This is a genomic window from Staphylococcus sp. HMSC055C03 (assembly GCF_001809385.1).
Lineage (GTDB): Bacteria > Bacillota > Bacilli > Staphylococcales > Staphylococcaceae > Staphylococcus > Staphylococcus simulans.
In genome coordinates, this window is the sequence record NZ_KV797510.1 from 1 (window position 1) to 15,313 (window position 15,313).

16 protein-coding genes and 3 pseudogenes are annotated in these 15,313 nt (G+C 34.2%); 13 read left to right on the top strand and 6 right to left on the bottom strand.

Annotation, left to right across the window (positions count from 1 at the left end):
- Positions 1 to 146 precede the first annotated feature (146 nt).
- The 10 genes from HMPREF2603_RS09595 to lip all read left to right on the top strand — a co-directional run bounded on the left by HMPREF2603_RS09595 (position 147) and on the right by lip (position 8,697).
- The gene (locus HMPREF2603_RS09595; RefSeq protein WP_060804614.1) at positions 147 to 1,484 is read left to right on the top strand and encodes an aminotransferase class V-fold PLP-dependent enzyme; all 1,338 of its coding nucleotides are present in this window, start codon (positions 147 to 149) and stop codon (positions 1,482 to 1,484) included.
- Position 1,485: 1 nt separating this feature from the next.
- Positions 1,486 to 2,106, top strand: a complete 621-nt coding sequence (gene tmk, locus HMPREF2603_RS09600) for a dTMP kinase (protein WP_023016294.1) — start codon at positions 1,486 to 1,488, stop codon at positions 2,104 to 2,106.
- A 209-nt stretch (positions 2,107 to 2,315) separates the two neighbouring features.
- The gene (locus HMPREF2603_RS09605) at positions 2,316 to 2,645 is read left to right on the top strand and encodes a cyclic-di-AMP receptor (protein ID WP_002481885.1); all 330 of its coding nucleotides are present in this window, start codon (positions 2,316 to 2,318) and stop codon (positions 2,643 to 2,645) included.
- 154 nt (positions 2,646 to 2,799) lie between these two features.
- A complete protein-coding gene (locus HMPREF2603_RS09610; protein WP_023016293.1) occupies positions 2,800 to 3,726 on the top strand; it encodes a DNA polymerase III subunit delta' C-terminal domain-containing protein in 927 nt (308 codons plus the stop codon).
- On the top strand, positions 3,727 to 4,533 hold the full coding sequence (locus HMPREF2603_RS09615) for a PSP1 domain-containing protein (protein WP_060804612.1): 807 nt from the start codon (positions 3,727 to 3,729) through the stop codon (positions 4,531 to 4,533).
- A gap of 16 nt (positions 4,534 to 4,549) precedes the next feature.
- Positions 4,550 to 4,921 carry a DNA replication initiation control protein YabA gene (yabA, locus tag HMPREF2603_RS09620; protein ID WP_023016292.1) on the top strand — a complete coding sequence of 124 codons (372 nt, stop codon included), beginning with the start codon at positions 4,550 to 4,552 and terminating at the stop codon, positions 4,919 to 4,921.
- A 110-nt stretch (positions 4,922 to 5,031) separates the two neighbouring features.
- Positions 5,032 to 5,760 carry a tRNA1(Val) (adenine(37)-N6)-methyltransferase gene (locus tag HMPREF2603_RS09625; protein WP_023016291.1) on the top strand — a complete coding sequence of 243 codons (729 nt, stop codon included), beginning with the start codon at positions 5,032 to 5,034 and terminating at the stop codon, positions 5,758 to 5,760.
- Positions 5,750 to 6,007 carry a GIY-YIG nuclease family protein gene (locus tag HMPREF2603_RS09630; RefSeq protein WP_060804609.1) on the top strand — a complete coding sequence of 86 codons (258 nt, stop codon included), beginning with the start codon at positions 5,750 to 5,752 and terminating at the stop codon, positions 6,005 to 6,007. Before HMPREF2603_RS09625 ends, HMPREF2603_RS09630 begins: the two co-directional genes overlap by 11 nt.
- Before the next feature lies 1 nt (position 6,008).
- Positions 6,009 to 6,845 (top strand): 16S rRNA (cytidine(1402)-2'-O)-methyltransferase, encoded by an 837-nt coding sequence (gene rsmI / locus HMPREF2603_RS09635; RefSeq protein WP_060804607.1) that lies wholly within the window; start codon positions 6,009 to 6,011, stop codon positions 6,843 to 6,845.
- A 160-nt stretch (positions 6,846 to 7,005) separates the two neighbouring features.
- On the top strand, positions 7,006 to 8,697 hold the full coding sequence (lip, locus tag HMPREF2603_RS09640) for a YSIRK-targeted triacylglycerol lipase (protein WP_060804605.1): 1,692 nt from the start codon (positions 7,006 to 7,008) through the stop codon (positions 8,695 to 8,697).
- A gap of 95 nt (positions 8,698 to 8,792) precedes the next feature.
- Here lip and HMPREF2603_RS09645 read toward each other — a convergent pair.
- The 6 genes and pseudogenes from HMPREF2603_RS09645 to HMPREF2603_RS13830 all read right to left on the bottom strand — a co-directional run.
- Positions 8,793 to 9,612: pseudogene (locus HMPREF2603_RS09645) on the bottom strand (DUF1672 family protein).
- A gap of 123 nt (positions 9,613 to 9,735) precedes the next feature.
- A complete protein-coding gene (locus HMPREF2603_RS13075) occupies positions 9,736 to 10,929 on the bottom strand; it encodes a hypothetical protein (RefSeq protein WP_148130319.1) in 1,194 nt (397 codons plus the stop codon).
- A 14-nt stretch (positions 10,930 to 10,943) separates the two neighbouring features.
- Positions 10,944 to 11,351 (bottom strand): hypothetical protein, encoded by a 408-nt coding sequence (locus HMPREF2603_RS13080; RefSeq protein WP_083301624.1) that lies wholly within the window; start codon positions 11,349 to 11,351, stop codon positions 10,944 to 10,946.
- 267 nt (positions 11,352 to 11,618) lie between these two features.
- The gene (locus HMPREF2603_RS13085; protein ID WP_083278222.1) at positions 11,619 to 11,846 is read right to left on the bottom strand and encodes a hypothetical protein; all 228 of its coding nucleotides are present in this window, start codon (positions 11,844 to 11,846) and stop codon (positions 11,619 to 11,621) included.
- A 51-nt stretch (positions 11,847 to 11,897) separates the two neighbouring features.
- On the bottom strand, positions 11,898 to 12,800 hold the full coding sequence (locus tag HMPREF2603_RS09655) for a DUF1672 family protein (RefSeq protein ID WP_070462490.1): 903 nt from the start codon (positions 12,798 to 12,800) through the stop codon (positions 11,898 to 11,900).
- 54 nt (positions 12,801 to 12,854) lie between these two features.
- Positions 12,855 to 13,167 (bottom strand): annotated as a pseudogene (locus tag HMPREF2603_RS13830) (CHAP domain-containing protein); the annotation flags it as partial.
- A 690-nt stretch (positions 13,168 to 13,857) separates the two neighbouring features.
- Between HMPREF2603_RS13830 and HMPREF2603_RS13835 the strand changes: the two are divergent.
- The 3 genes and pseudogenes from HMPREF2603_RS13835 to HMPREF2603_RS13675 all read left to right on the top strand — a co-directional run bounded on the left by HMPREF2603_RS13835 (position 13,858) and on the right by HMPREF2603_RS13675 (position 14,986).
- On the top strand, positions 13,858 to 14,160 hold the full coding sequence (locus HMPREF2603_RS13835) for a hypothetical protein (RefSeq protein WP_373879034.1): 303 nt from the start codon (positions 13,858 to 13,860) through the stop codon (positions 14,158 to 14,160).
- A 476-nt stretch (positions 14,161 to 14,636) separates the two neighbouring features.
- A pseudogene (locus HMPREF2603_RS13780) lies at positions 14,637 to 14,852 on the top strand (hypothetical protein); the annotation flags it as partial.
- Entirely contained in the window at positions 14,846 to 14,986 is a 141-nt protein-coding gene (locus tag HMPREF2603_RS13675) for a DUF5085 family protein (protein ID WP_237449265.1), read from the top strand. The pseudogene HMPREF2603_RS13780 and the gene HMPREF2603_RS13675, both read left to right, overlap by 7 nt.
- Positions 14,987 to 15,313: the final 327 nt, after the last annotated feature.

The window sequence follows — 15,313 nt, forward strand, 5'->3', positions numbered from 1 at the left end:
ACGAGATCCTGTAAAGGGTCTCTTTTTTTATGCCATTTTTTAATTTTTGATAATGAAATGAGAAGAATTCTTTCATTTCTCATCGTTGAACTAGATTCAAATATGTTAAAATAAGAGTTAATTACCAAATTGAAGGTAGTGGAAAAATGAATTTGCCATTAAATCATCAGCTTAAATCTTTTCTAAAACAACAACCTATTTCTTTTCATGTACCTGGCCATAAAAACATGACAATCGGCACATTACATGAGATGGATTTAGCCATGGATATTACTGAGATTACTGATTTTGATGACTTGCATCATCCTGAAGGCATATTAAAAGAAAGCATGCATACCTTAGATAAGCATCCAGATTATGATGCCTTTTATTTAGTAAATGGCACAACTTCAGGTCTTTTATCAGTGATTCAAGCAACCGCAAAACAAGAAGCACCGATTGTGATGAGTCGTAATGTACATAAATCAGTCTTTCATGGTTTAGATTTAGCTCAAAAAGATGCAGAAATTTTACCGATGACTATCAGTGATACAACCCATCAATATGTAGCGCCACGCATAGACCAAAAAGAAAGTACAAATAGTCTAGCGATTGTGACATATCCTAACTATTACGGTGAGTTATTCGATATTGCTTCATTTATTAAAGAACAGCACGCGAAGGGTACACCTGTGTTAGTAGATGAAGCGCATGGTGCGCATTTTGGATTAAATGGTTTCCCTAACTCTGCACTTTCTTTTGGGGCAGATTACGTCGTACAGTCTTATCATAAAAGTTTACCTGCTTTGACTATGAGCTCTGTAATCTTTATACATAAAAATGCGCCTTATCGTGAACAAGTGATGGAGTATTTAACTTACTTTCAATCATCAAGTCCTTCGTATTTATTAATGGCAGGCTTAGAGCGTGCACATCAATTTTATAAAACATATGAAAGCACTTATTTTTTCACACAACGTCAACGTCTACTTGATGCATTAAGCGCTAAAGGATTAGAAGTTCATGAGATGGATGATCCACTTAAAATAACTTTGACATACGCAGGGTATACAGGCTATGACATCCAACAATGGTTAGAAGCACAACATCTTTATGTAGAACTCGCAGATGAAACACAAGTATTGTTAGTGTTGCCGATGTGGCATAAAGGTGATCGGTTCCCATTTGAATCATTATTAGAACGAATTAAAGCATTAAAGTTACCGAAGACGACAAATGAGGTTTCAGTAACTATCCCCAAAATGCCTGAACACGTTGGATATTATCAGCCTGTGACGTTAACCCAAATGAGACGTATCGATTTTAGTGAAGCTGCAGGTGAATTGTTAGCTCAACATATTGTACCTTATCCTCCAGGTATACCGGTGTTTTATAAAGGTGAACGCATTCATCAAGAAATGATCGATATTATGGAAGACTGGGTAGCACAAGGAATTAGAGTAGAAGGTATAAAGCATAGAACTATAAATATTAAGGATGAATAACATGTCAGCATTTATCACATTTGAAGGACCAGAAGGTTCCGGTAAAACAACGGTTTTAAACCAAGTTTCTGAACGTTTACAAGCACAATTTGAAGTCTTAACAACGAGAGAACCTGGCGGGGTACCCGCTGCAGAACAAATTCGAGAAATTTTATTAGAAGGCGAAGCTGTTGATGAGCGTACCGAAGCCTTATTATTTGCGGCATCACGCAGAGAACATTTAGTAGAAAAAGTCTTACCAGCGCTAAAAGCGGGAAGAGTAGTATTGTGTGACCGCTATATCGATAGTTCGCTTGCTTACCAAGGTTATGCGAGAGGTATTGGTGTAGAGGAAGTCAGAGCAATTAATGAATTTGCGATTAATGGTTTGTATCCGGATTTAACAGTGTATCTAGACATTACGGCTGAAACGGGAAGAGCACGGATTCAAAGTAATGCGCGAGACATGAATCGTTTGGATCATGAGAGTATCGCATTTCATCAACGGGTTATTGAAGGGTATCATCAATTAATCGAACAAGAACCAGAGCGTTTTGCGGTCATTGATGCAAATCAATCTATTGAGGCGGTTGTTGATGCTGCTTATCAAGCAATTGTCCAACATTTGTCTAACCAAGCATAAGCTTTAGATGATTGCTTTGGAAGTTGTTGCAAGCGTGCGGGTTCACGTAGTATAATTTGTTAAACTTTAATTACAGCAGACCTAAAAGATGAAGGTAAAATATTAATAGAAAACATCAAGAAATCAGACATCATTTTAGTTATTTCTATTTAGTTTTAAACAGGCTCTACCATCACAATATGCTATAATATTACAAAGAGGTGTTAGTTATGAAAATGGTAATTGCAATTGTTCAAGACCAAGATAGTCAAGAGTTGTCTGACCAACTCGTCAAAAATAATTTCCGAGCTACTAAACTCGCGACAACAGGTGGATTCCTACGCGCAGGAAATACAACATTCCTATGCGGTGTTGATGATGACAAAGTAGATGATTTACTAAATGTTATCAATAAAACATGTGGAAACAGAGAACAACTTGTATCACCAATTACGCCAATGGGCGGCAGTGCAGACTCTTACATTCCATATCCAGTTGAAGTAGAAGTCGGCGGCGCGACAGTATTCGTAATGCCTGTTGATGCGTTCCACAGATTTTAATGATAAACATGACATGAATCTATGATTCGACATAAATAACAGTCTATAAATAGTGGGGGTCGGGACGAGCGTGTAATCGAGATTGTAAAGAGACAATCAATGATTAAACTCATGAGTTCCTGCCCTTTTTCATTATGGAAAGGTGACAAATTGAATGGATGAATTATCAAGATTGACGAATGCGTATCAATCTGGAAAGCTTTCGCATGCCTATTTATTTGAAGGCGATGATGCACAAACGATGCAGCAAACGGCTATGGCTTTTGCGAAGTTGATACTATGCAATGACAATGAAATATGCCAAGCGAAAGTTGACGGTTTCAATCATCCTGATTTCAGATATGTCACAACAGATGAGGCAAATCTGAAGAAAGAAAAGATTGAAGCGTTAGTTCATGTGATGAATCAATTACCCGTTGAAGGCAGTCACAAAGTCTATATTATTAATGGCTTTGAGAAACTTACTGTTCAAGGTGAGAATAGTATTTTAAAGTTCTTAGAAGAACCGCCAGAAAATACGATTGCGATATTGCTGTCGACGAAACCAGAACAAATTCTCAGTACAATCCATTCGCGTTGTCAGCATGTTTATTTTAAACCGATGTCACAAGCACAACTCGTGGAACGTCTGAAAGAACAAGAGATATCTAAACCGATTGCTGAAATGTTGAGTACTTATACCTCACAAATCGAAGAAGCTCGTGCGCTGAATGAGGAATATGATTTAGCAAATTTACGCAAAAATATTATCAATTGGTGCCAATTACTGCTGACGAATCGTGCAATGGCTTTAATTGCTTTGGTCGATTTAATGAAAGCAGCTAAAAATAAAAAGCTGCAGCAACTGACATTGTCAGTCGTGAATGCATTCTTCCAAGATATTATGCATGAAAAAGCAGACATTTCAGGATACTTGGTATTCTCTGAATTAGAAACAGATATTAAACAATATGCACAACGTTTAACATATGACCAATTAACACATATGTATGATCATATAACGGAGGCACATAAGAAGTTAACACAAAATGTGAATCCAACACTCGTATTTGAACAAATCGTAATTAAGGGGGTGGGCTAAATGCTTCAAGTGATTGGCGTACAATTCCAAAAAGCTGGTAAGCTTGAGTATTATGCACCGGTTGAAGATGCTGAACTTTGTTGTGGTGACAGAGTTGTTGTAGAGTCTAAACGTGGTGTAGAAGTCGGTGATGTCAAAGATGCTTCACTAACGGTAGATGAGGAAGATGTTACATTACCGTTAAAACAAATCATTCGTGTCGCAACTGACAATGATTTAGAACAATGTGCATGTAACGAAGAAGATGCAGATGCTGCAATGAATTTCTGTAAAGCATCTGTAGAAGAATTAGGTTTAGAAATGCGTTTAGTCAATTGTGAGTATACATTAGATAAATCAAAAGTGATTTTCAACTTCACTGCAGATGATCGCATCGACTTTAGAAAGTTGGTAAAGATTTTAGCTGCAAAGTTAAGAACACGTATTGAATTACGTCAAATCGGCGTGCGCGATGAGGCTAAATTACTTGGTGGTATCGGTCCTTGCGGCCGTTCGCTATGTTGTTCAACGTTCTTAGGTGACTTTGAACCTGTATCGATTAAAATGGCAAAAGATCAGAACTTATCATTAAATCCTACAAAAATTTCAGGCGCTTGCGGTCGTTTAATGTGCTGCTTAAAATATGAAAATGATCAATATGAAGCTGCCAGAGAACAATTACCTGATGTGGGAACAAAAATTGATACACCTGATGGTCAAGGTACAGTGGTAGGCTTGAATATGTTAGATATTTCAATGCAAGTCAAAGTTGAAGGTTTAGAACAACCTTTAGAATACTCAGTTGATGATTTAGAAGCAATCTATTAAGGGAGGCCACAGGCTTTTGGAACGCAGAGAAATAATGGAGAGACTATTGCGTCTTGAAACCAATGTTAAACAATTGTATCAAGACACGGCAGAATTAAAGACCATCACCATGCAGCTTATAGAAGAAAATGTTGCGTTGGAAGTTGAAAACAAACATTTGAAACAATTAATCGGCCGTTCACAAGAAACAGGATCTGAATCAACAGATGTTTCAGATAAGCCTGAGCAAAAGTCTAAAGAAAAAAAGAAACCTCGTTTAAGCAGTAAGGAGAACTTAGCGATTTTATATCAAGAAGGCTTCCATATCTGTAAAGGCGATTTATTCGGTAAACATCGTAATGGTGAAGATTGCTTATTTTGTTTACAAACATTAGAAGAACAATCCTAAAAGCGATTGTTTTAATATATCAAAAGAATGTCATATTCTATTTGAAAGCTTGAATGAGAACCTGAAGAGGTTCTCATTTATACATATTTAATCAAAAATTGGAGAAAATCATGTTGAAAGAAAATGAACGTTTAGATTGTCTATTAAAAGAACAGTTAGAAATAATTCAAAATGATGAAGTCTTTTCCTTTTCGACGGATGCTTTATTATTAGGCCATTTTACCCAGCTTAGAAAACGTGACAAAGTAATGGATTTATGTTCAGGTAACGGCGTCATTCCTTTATTACTTTCAGACAAAGGAAATCACATGATAGATGCGATTGAAATCCAACCACAATTAGTGGATATGGCTGAACGCAGTATTCGCCATAATCATTTAGAAGCGCGTATTCAAATGTATGAAATGGATTTAAGACATGTTCAACAACACTTTCAACCTTCAAGCTATAACGTTGTCACATGTAATCCGCCGTACTTCAAAACCATTCAAACGCATCAACATCAAAAAGAAGCACATAAAATTGCACGTCATGAAGTAATGTGTACACTGGCTGATTGTGTGAATGCTGCGAAACATTTATTGAAACAAGGCGGTCGTTTTGTCATGGTACATCGTGCAGAACGTTTAATGGATGTATTATTTGAATTCAGACAGCACCGTATTGAACCAAAGAAACTGACAATGGTTTATAGTAAACCTGGTAAAGCAGCGCATGCGATTCTTGTAGAAGGACGTAAAGACGGCAAACCTGGTTTGGATATTGCGCCGCCATTTTATATGTATACAGCAGATGGCCAATATACAAAAGAAATGAGTGCGATTTATTATGGCAATTGAACATTATATTTATATCGTACGATGTAAGGACGACACATTATATACTGGGTATACCAATAACGTTCAAGCAAGAATTGAAAAACACAATGCGGGTAAAGGTGCCAAGTATACTAAAACTAGACGTCCCGTTGTATTAGTTTATCAAGAAGGTTATGAAACAAAGTCAGAAGCAATGAAACGTGAGTATGAAATTAAAACATTCACGAGAACACAAAAATTACAGCTCATTGAAAGGGGCAAGCAATAACATGGGAACACTTTATTTAGTCGGAACACCCATCGGAAATTTAGCAGATATCACATTTCGTGCAGTAGACACTTTAAAATCTGTCGATATGATTGCCTGTGAAGATACACGTGTCACAAAGAAATTATGTCATCATTATGAGATTGAGACACCTTTAAAATCTTATCATGAACATAATAAAGAGACGCAGACTGAACCTTTAATTGAACTTTTATTAGAAGGGCAAAGTATCGCATTAGTCTCTGATGCTGGCTTACCGTTAATCAGTGATCCAGGTTATGAATTAGTGGTGCGTGCGCGTGAAGCAGGCATTGATGTTGTGCCGATTCCTGGACCGAATGCAGGGTTGACTGCGTTGATGGGGAGCGGTTTACCTTCGTTTGTGTATACGTTTGTTGGATTCTTACCGAGAAAAGCCAAAGATAAAAAAGCAGCACTTGAACAGCGTATGTTTGAAGACTCTACTGTAATTATTTATGAAAGCCCGTTTCGTGTGGCAGATACACTAAAAGCTATAGCGGAAATTGATGAAACACGACCAGTAGCACTTGGTCGAGAATTGACTAAGAAGTTTGAAGAGATTCAGACGGCACCAGTTCAAACATTGTTAGAAGCGGTCACAAATGGTGACATTCCGACTAAAGGTGAATTTGTTATCTTAATAGAGGGTGCAGCACCAAAAGAAGAGACAGAATGGTTCAGTGAGTTAGATATTCATGAACATGTTGAACATTATATCCGTCAAAATATGAAACCGAAAAAAGCGATTAAACAAGTCGCTGAAGACCGTCAGATGAAAACAGGAGAAGTTTACGATATTTACCATCAGATAAAATAAAAATGATGTAAAAGAAATATAACAAATAAGAAAATTAACACTGAGTGACGCAGAAATATGTTATTTTTAAAGTTGTACAGTTAATTATTCATCTATATTATGGGAGCACGTTATTATTTTTCTTTAGTGAAGGACACCACTAGAATAGGAGTAATTCAAAATGAAGAAAAATAATCAAACACACCATCACTATGCGATAAGAAAGTTTACAGTCGGAGCTGGATCAACACTTATCGCATCCTTTATAGTTATGGGTCTAAGCACATCAGCACATGCGGAAGAATCCACACAAACACACCACGAAACACAGGTAGAAGCGGAACATACACAAGAAAATGAACAACTGTTACCATCAAAAGATATAATGACAGCACAACAGGTTGAAACACAACCAGATATTTCTACCAAGCGTTCTGAAACACAAACAAGTCATGTGAATACACCATCTTCAGAAAAAAATATACAGGAACAAAATACTACTAACCTTGAACAAGAAGCATCCTCATCTCAGATTCATGAAGGATCACAAACAAAACAAGAAAAACCTAATCATAGTGAACCACTAAAACCAAAACAGTACGAACAACCAGCGCCAGTAGATAATGATTCTGTGACAAACTATGAAGAACAAAAGGTTACAGAAGATGTCATCCAACAAGTAGAAGCACCTGTTCCACATACAGAAAGTTTAAAAACTAATAAAGCACAACAAGCGATTAATCAATATCCAGTTATATTTGTACATGGATTTATGGGCTTTACAGGTGAAATAAAGCCAGACTTATATCCCAATTATTGGGGTGGAGATAAGTATCGTGTGATAGATGGACTGCGTGAAAAAGGGTACGAAGCTTATGAAGCGAGTGTAGGTGCTTTTAGCAGTAATTATGATCGCGCAATAGAGTTATATTATTATATTAAAGGCGGCACAGTAGATTATGGTGCAGCGCATGCGGAGAAATATGGACATTCTCGATATGGCAGAACTTATGCAGGGGTCTTTCATGAATGGGCGCCTGGCAAAAAGGTGCATATGGTCGGCCACAGTATGGGTGGACAAACAATCCGGCTTTTAGAACATTTTTTACGCTTTGGTAATCAAGAAGAAATAGATTACCAACGTCAACATGGTGGAACAATCTCCTCTTTATTTGAAGGAGGGAAAGACCATATGATTGCCTCTATTACAACTTTAGGCACACCGCATAACGGTTCAGCTGCAGCGGATCGAATTGGTAATGAAAAAGCCTTTAAAGATATTGTTTATGCGTTAGGACGTATGGGCGGTGGTAAACTCGCAAATATCGATTTTGGTTTTGAAAAATGGGGATTCAAACAAAGGGAAAATGAATCTTATATTGAATACGCACAACGTGTTGCTCAAAGTAAACTTTGGGATACTGATGATAATGCGATGTATGATTTAACATCAGAAGGCTCAGAAAAATTAAATCAAATGACACCGATGAACCCTAACATTGTTTATACTACTTATACAGGTTTGGCGAGTCATGAAGGTTTAACGGGAAATCATATCCCTGATATTGGACAATTCTTCCTTTTTGATTCAACGAGTCGTGTCATTGGAAGTGAGGAGAACCAAGCATTGCGTCCAAATGACGGTATCGTTTCTGTAGTATCTTCACTCTATCCAACAGGGCAAGATTTCACTGAATTTACAGATGGCTTGAAAAAAGGCATCTGGCAAGTGACACCGGTTATGAAAGGTTGGGATCATTTAGATTTTGTCGGTCTAGATACCTTAGACTTTAAACACACAGGCCAAGAATTACAAGGCTTTTATGCAGGTTTGATTAATCATATGATGCGTATAGAAGAATTAGATATCTAATCAATAACGCACCGTTATCCAAGTGATTTCGGTGCGTTATTAATGTTTATTTATTAAAATGAACATTATCAAAGCATTTATTTTGTTCTGAAAATTTATTGTTCACTATTATAAACCCCATAAGACATTTCGTTATTTCCATTCTTTGTGCCGTCATAAGTGGTGATTTCATTGCTTGTATAGGTTAATGTATATTTCACTTCGCTTTTATCAGGGCCAAGTTGATTTTTTTGAATGGCATCTGCAAGATCTAATAACTTATAGTCTTCCTTATCTTTATTATAATCTGAGTTAGTATCAAAAAATGTAGTGATAACGTGTGTTTTAGTTACACCACCAGTGGCATTGTATCTAGCTTGATGATACTTTTCGCTGAATTCTTTTTGATTCATTTGAATCAAAGGTTTGTAGTATTTATCGTATTGGGCTAAGTCAATAGGATAACCACTAATCCAAAAGAATTCATTTTGATAGCCAGATTCTTGAGTCTTATTTATGGCTTCTTTTGTGTAACCATAATAACCGTATTTTTTTTGATTATCTTTGAAGTATTGATAAAGTTCATCGTATTCTTTCTTGTTGGCTTTGTAGTCAAAGCCGCTGACTACTTTTCCAATTTGAGTAGATAAATCATCGCTTTCTCCTTTTGCACATGCAGAGCCTTTATAGCCTAAAGAATCAGTGGAGATAACAATACTGGAATTAAACACGATGTCATGATCATTACAATGTACGAATACTTCTGCGCCTTTTCCACTGCCAACCACGTTGGTAGCTTTAACCTTCAAGCCAAAGTTATCTTTATAAAATCTTTCTCCTAGTTCTGCGAATTCCTCTCTATGTTTTTACTAATTCAATTGCCTTTTTATCAGCAGGAGGTTGAAAACCTTGGCCTTTATATTCGTTAACAGGCATAGTGTCAGTAGCTTTGTTTGTGAAAGAATTATTCAAATTGTTGCATCCACTGAATATAAAAACAAAAATAATGGTAATAAAAAAATAGTTTCTTCATAGGTGACCTCTTATGATATTGATGAATTAATATAATGATAGCTTTTTAAGTTCTTTATTAATCAGCTTCATATTCTTTTGAATCGTGTTAGCTGAAGTATCTAAAGCACGAATAGCAGCACCTTCATTTTCTTTTAATCCATTCACTACGACTTCTAATTGTTGTGTCATTTGATCTAATCGTGCTTGAGCTTGTTTATTAAGTATAAACATATCATCATAATGAGATGGCTCAAAAATCATCTGTACAATGAAGGGTTTCATATTAATTAAAATATCACTTAAATGATTATTGAGTATAGGTGAAATTTCTTTACCATCATTTAAAACTGTTTCTAGGCTACGCAAGTAATGCCTAGCATTTTCGGATTTTTGACGAATGTTGCCTAATGAAATATGAGAAGTTTTGCTTAAAATTTCAGTTGTTGGATTGTTTAACATGGTATCTAATATATCTAAATCAGAAGCGATGCTCGATAAATTAAAACTTAATGTTTCAAGTAAAACACTGATAATTTTACCGTGTTCGTTATATAATTTTTGAATATATTTAGCTAAATCTTTGATGCTAGTATCTATATGACTTTTAAGTATAGACATATTCTTAAGCATATAGGGGGAAGGTTCAATGAATTGAGTTACCATATGTTCACCAACATTAGGTATAGAGAGATCTCCTTCCATGACAGTCAAATCTTTTTGTAACATTGCGCTATGGCAATCATTGATTTGTTGACCAAAAATATCGTTTTGTTGTTTGATTTTTGAAATGCCTTCTTTGGTAAGTTTTAAATGCTTCATTGTTTCTTCAGGTATGCCATCTTGCATATCATGCTCAATATTTTTAAAGAGCTCACTAATCTTTTTTTCTGTTTGATCATAAATCTCTTCAATAAATTTTTCGACTTGGGATTTTAGCAATTTAGCATTTGTTAGAAAAAGCGTAACAGATTTAAATGTGGGCATAATCAAAGAGGCTAAAATTATAGAATTTATTGTGTCCATTAAATCATTTAAGCTACTTTCAACGTTACGACTACGTTCTTTATAGGATGTTGACCAGCCTTCAACTTCATTAAGCTTAATCGTTTTCTCAAAATGGTCCTTTAATTTATATTTACGTGTATCGAATTGACCATTTTCCTTTTCGGAGATATTGTAACTTTCATTTAAATAAGATACACATTCTTGTAGCATGGTACTCATTTCACCCGAAACCATTTGAGATAATTTATTTAGATTTCAATATCCAGTTTAATCAGTCCGCTATTTCCAGAAACAGAAATCGCATCACCAGTCCATACATTCATAGGGAGACGTTCGTCCATTTCAATCATAATATTGATTGTCAGAGGCGCGTACATTCCATTTTTTAATACGAAATCTTTTACTGATGTTACAGTATGAATTGGCATGTTTTTATAACCATTAGTCTTAGAATCGAATTTTCTTTTATAGCCTAAATGACTGTCGATTAGCCCTTTTAAAGTCGGTACCCCACTATCCACATTGACACGCTTTGATGGCACATGTTTTACAAAAGGATCTTGAATCCAAGACAAGATGTCATAATGACTATGGTATCTAATAATATTTTTATAGTAAGGTACATCTAAATAATCAAATGATGATAAGGGCAACATCGCACTATTTGTGATAGTTACTGGGATACTACAATGTTGAATACCTTGATAGGCAGCTGAAGCGCCTCCTTGAGAATTGCCGCCAATACCAATTAATTGTTTATTTTCATATGTTGAAATAGGTATATAATACTTATGAAAAAATTCTTTTTCGCTTAGTAACTTAGCGTCTGCAATTTTCCTGTTATAATCTTTTATATAATCATTGGTTTGATTTAATAAAGGAGTTGTTTTGTTTTTGTTATTCGCCAGCTTGATGTTTTCTAATCAATCATCAGCTAAAAAAGCTCTTAAAGGGTTGATTGGGTTTGGTTTTTCAGTGTTATCTGTACCTTGAAAAGCAATGAATTGTTGGCCAGTTCCTTTGTCTTTATCTAATAATTCAAACGTAACCGCATCGAGGCTACCATTCTTATTTGAATAATTTTCGGAATGGTATGAATCTATGATTTTAAAATATTTTCCATTAACATTTATTCGAGTTTTATTATTCATATCTTGATATGCCAATAGCTACTTAATTCAATTTTATCGCGTTCTGTAATTTCATTCATTATTTATACTCCATTCAACTCTATGATCATAATTTTGGTTATATCTTGCAGAGTTAGAATTGATTATTTGATCAGTAGCTAATATATTTACTTGAATTTCTTTAGGTATAGATTTCTCAATATCATTAGATATTTCTACTACTTTCTTTGACATAGATTTTCTATTATAGCTTTTATTACGAGAGAATAAGTTAGTGACGATTTCAAATTTAGGTTGATTATACAGTGATGTTTGAACGCTGTAATATTTATCTTTGAACGTTTTTCCATTCTCAGTAATCAAAGGATAAAGTTTTTCATGATACTCTTTTAATGTCATAGGATTTCCATTAATCCAAAAAAATTCGTTTTGATAACCTGAATTTTGAGTTTTATTTATAGCTTCTTTAGTAAACCCGTAATAACTGTATTTTTTTTGATTATCTTTGAAGTATTGATAAAGTTCATCGTATTCTTTCTTGTTGGCTTTGTAGTCAAAGCCGCTGACTACTTTTCCGATTTGAGTAGAAAGTTCGTCGCTTTCTCCTTTAGCACGCATTGATCCTTTATGACCTAAAGAGTCTGATGTTAAAACAATACTAGAATTAAATACGATGTCATGATCATCACAATGGACAAACACTTCCACACCATCTCCGCTGCCGACCACATTAGTAGCTTTAACCTTCAAACCGAAATTATCTTGAAAGAATCTTTCTCCTAATTCTGCATATTCATTATAATGTTTCTTTGCTAATTCAATGACTTTCTTTTCAGCATGAGGTTGAAAACCTTGGCCTTTATATTCATTAACAGGCATAGTATCAGGAACTTTGTTTGTGAAAGAATTATTCAAATTGTTGCATCCTCCTAGTAATAAAGTAGAAATGATAATGGTGCTGCATATCTTTTTCATAGGTCACCTCATTAATTATTTTGGTTAAATATATTTTATTAATATTGCATATTATTAATGGATATAGTTATAATTTCGTGCTTCTGAAGCAGAAATAGTACGTGTAGACACGATGTATGGTGCAATATAGTTCATTTCGGAAATAAACACACTACCATCCATATTGACGCGTTCTACATAAGCCACATGTCCCCAAACGCCTATGGGTGTTTGGAAAACAGCACCTTTTTTAGGTTGATTATTAACTATAAAACCATCAGCTTGTGCTTGGCTTGCTCAGTTTTTAGCATCTCCCCAAAATGTGCTGATAGTATTACCATCTGCTGCACGTTTATAAGGTATATTGCCTCGGCGTATATAAATTATTTGCTTGTTGGTTGGTATGAATGGTACTTGGTTCAGAATGTTGTGGTTATGATAGAACATTTTGACCATAACTGTATGTAAATGAGTCATCTCAAGTATTCACTTTAAAAGCTGCATTCGAATGCTTACTTATAGCTTCTTCTAGAGTTTCAAAAGATACAACATTACTTAAAGTTAATGAATTGGAAATGATTAGTGATAAAAAAGATAATGTTAATTTTGTGTTTTTCATTATTTATAAAGTCCTTTTCAAAGATATTAAAATAAAGAGAGTGAGATAAAACAAAGTGTAAAAAAACTGTAAACGCTCTATACAAAACATGTAAAGTTTTATATGATAATTTTAAAAATACTAATTAACAAATAAAGTGTAAATAGTATTTTCTAAAACTTAAGATAGCAAATAGGGTTATGAAGTGCAATGGCTTAAATAAAATAAGTTAAGAAGAGATAAGAGCTAAATCATAATCTTGTAGTAATAATTAGATGTACTTTACCAGACTTAACCCATGACAAGGTAAATTTTCAGCAAATAGGGGATGTCAGGTTTTCAAACATTTTGAAGAAATAAATTAAAGAGAGTTTAGTTATAACAACCAATAGTTTTGTTAAGAGTTTGGTAACCTATTTTAATGAAAGATGAGTTTATGCGAGAAGATATATATAGAAAATTAAGAATGCCAGTACCCAGGTGTTAAATGTGTTCAGTATAGCAATGTTGTTGTTTAGTTGTGATCCTTTTTTCTTAGGGAAAGATCTTAGAGATACACCAAATTATTTAGTGATTTCATCAATTGTTGAAATTATAGTTATATTATTAGATTTTGTTCCTTTATTCTTCAAAAAACATCCTGTTGACTATTCAACGTTTTTGAAAAGTCTAAGGATTTCGACAGGTATTACTATATGTTCGTACTATAATGTAATTTTTATTATTTATAATATATTCTTTATTGTTGGGAAATTAAATAATTATAAATTATTTGGTTGCTGAGTTGTAGGAATAACATTTATGTTAATAAGTTATATAGCTAATGTCTCTAGCATACTGTTGTTTTTTAGACATCCAGATCGCTACAAAGGTGAAACAAGAAGAGATAGAAATAATCAAAAAATAATTTGGGTTACATCAATCCAAATTATTTCATGGTGTGTATATATTCAAAAGATCATTGAGTTTTTAACTATTCCAAACGCGAAAGATAACAAATTCATAATAAACGCAACTAATTTTTTAATACTAATATCGAACGTTTTCACATTTGTGATTTTTTGGGGGTTGTGAATGCTAAGCTAGATTATGAAAAAGAACATAATATAAATAGTGAAATGAAAAATGATTGAGTTATTCCAACTAGATGTAACTGTTGTATATATTAACTATATTATATGAAATCTGTGCAAATTAGAATGAAAGAGGTGAGTGATTCGCAGATGATGTATAGACCTGTAGTTTGAAAAGAATATTTAGATTATAACGTGTTGGAACTGGGAAAATGCACGAAACACTTTGTAGAACTTATGATGAGTTATGGATTGAATAAGAAAGGATTATTAATTTTTGTGTACACACGGTTTATGAAAGATAACCGAGTGAATGTTACTTTAATGATGGCGACTTATACACAATTTGTGACCAGTGATGACTTAGAATTTAGAACGTTCTTTATATTGATCAGATGTTAGAAGGGCGATTAAAGATCAATCAATATGAAACTGAAGAAAAAGAAGTTTTAGCTGAAATTGAAGGTTTTGCGAAAAATATCAATTTCAACTTGTATCACCGTATTATCACGTTATTCACGAAATGGATGACATGAGTTAGGTTGATATCAAAGTAAAGGTAATGGAAATGTAGGAAAAAACATATGATATATTTATTGCTAATTTTAAAGGGTAATTCTCTTCTTGGGTTTGTAAAAATGATTTGCATAAGGCTAATAGAAAGTTTGAATCTATAAGAATATTTGAGATTGAACATAAATAGGTTGTTTATGATGAGAAAGATAAAAAATTGACGTGATCGCTTCAGTTCAACGAAGACGTAGAACCCCTGTCCAAACTTATCGGCAGTATATTGGTTATGCCTTTTTCTTACATTCAAAGTTGGTAGTGCTTTGACAGGTGGATTTGGCAAAAGCTTGGTA

Bases quoted from the DNA above. Each gene is read 5' to 3' on its own strand.
- HMPREF2603_RS09655 (WP_070462490.1), bottom strand. From the start codon at position 12,800: ATGAAAAAGATATGCAGCACCATTATCATTTCTACTTTATTACTAGGA.
- lip (WP_060804605.1), top strand. From the start codon at position 7,006: ATGAAGAAAAATAATCAAACACACCATCACTATGCGATAAGAAAGTTT.
- tmk (WP_023016294.1), top strand. From the start codon at position 1,486: ATGTCAGCATTTATCACATTTGAAGGACCAGAAGGTTCCGGTAAAACA.
- HMPREF2603_RS09615 (WP_060804612.1), top strand. From the start codon at position 3,727: ATGCTTCAAGTGATTGGCGTACAATTCCAAAAAGCTGGTAAGCTTGAG.
- HMPREF2603_RS09595 (WP_060804614.1), top strand. From the start codon at position 147: ATGAATTTGCCATTAAATCATCAGCTTAAATCTTTTCTAAAACAACAA.
- HMPREF2603_RS09605 (WP_002481885.1), top strand. From the start codon at position 2,316: ATGAAAATGGTAATTGCAATTGTTCAAGACCAAGATAGTCAAGAGTTG.
- HMPREF2603_RS09625 (WP_023016291.1), top strand. From the start codon at position 5,032: ATGTTGAAAGAAAATGAACGTTTAGATTGTCTATTAAAAGAACAGTTA.
- HMPREF2603_RS13675 (WP_237449265.1), top strand. From the start codon at position 14,846: ATGTTAGAAGGGCGATTAAAGATCAATCAATATGAAACTGAAGAAAAA.
- rsmI (WP_060804607.1), top strand. From the start codon at position 6,009: ATGGGAACACTTTATTTAGTCGGAACACCCATCGGAAATTTAGCAGAT.
- HMPREF2603_RS13080 (WP_083301624.1), bottom strand. From the start codon at position 11,351: ATGTTGCCCTTATCATCATTTGATTATTTAGATGTACCTTACTATAAA.
- HMPREF2603_RS09610 (WP_023016293.1), top strand. From the start codon at position 2,800: ATGGATGAATTATCAAGATTGACGAATGCGTATCAATCTGGAAAGCTT.
- HMPREF2603_RS09630 (WP_060804609.1), top strand. From the start codon at position 5,750: ATGGCAATTGAACATTATATTTATATCGTACGATGTAAGGACGACACA.
- HMPREF2603_RS13085 (WP_083278222.1), bottom strand. From the start codon at position 11,846: ATGAATAATAAAACTCGAATAAATGTTAATGGAAAATATTTTAAAATC.
- HMPREF2603_RS13075 (WP_148130319.1), bottom strand. From the start codon at position 10,929: ATGGTTTCGGGTGAAATGAGTACCATGCTACAAGAATGTGTATCTTAT.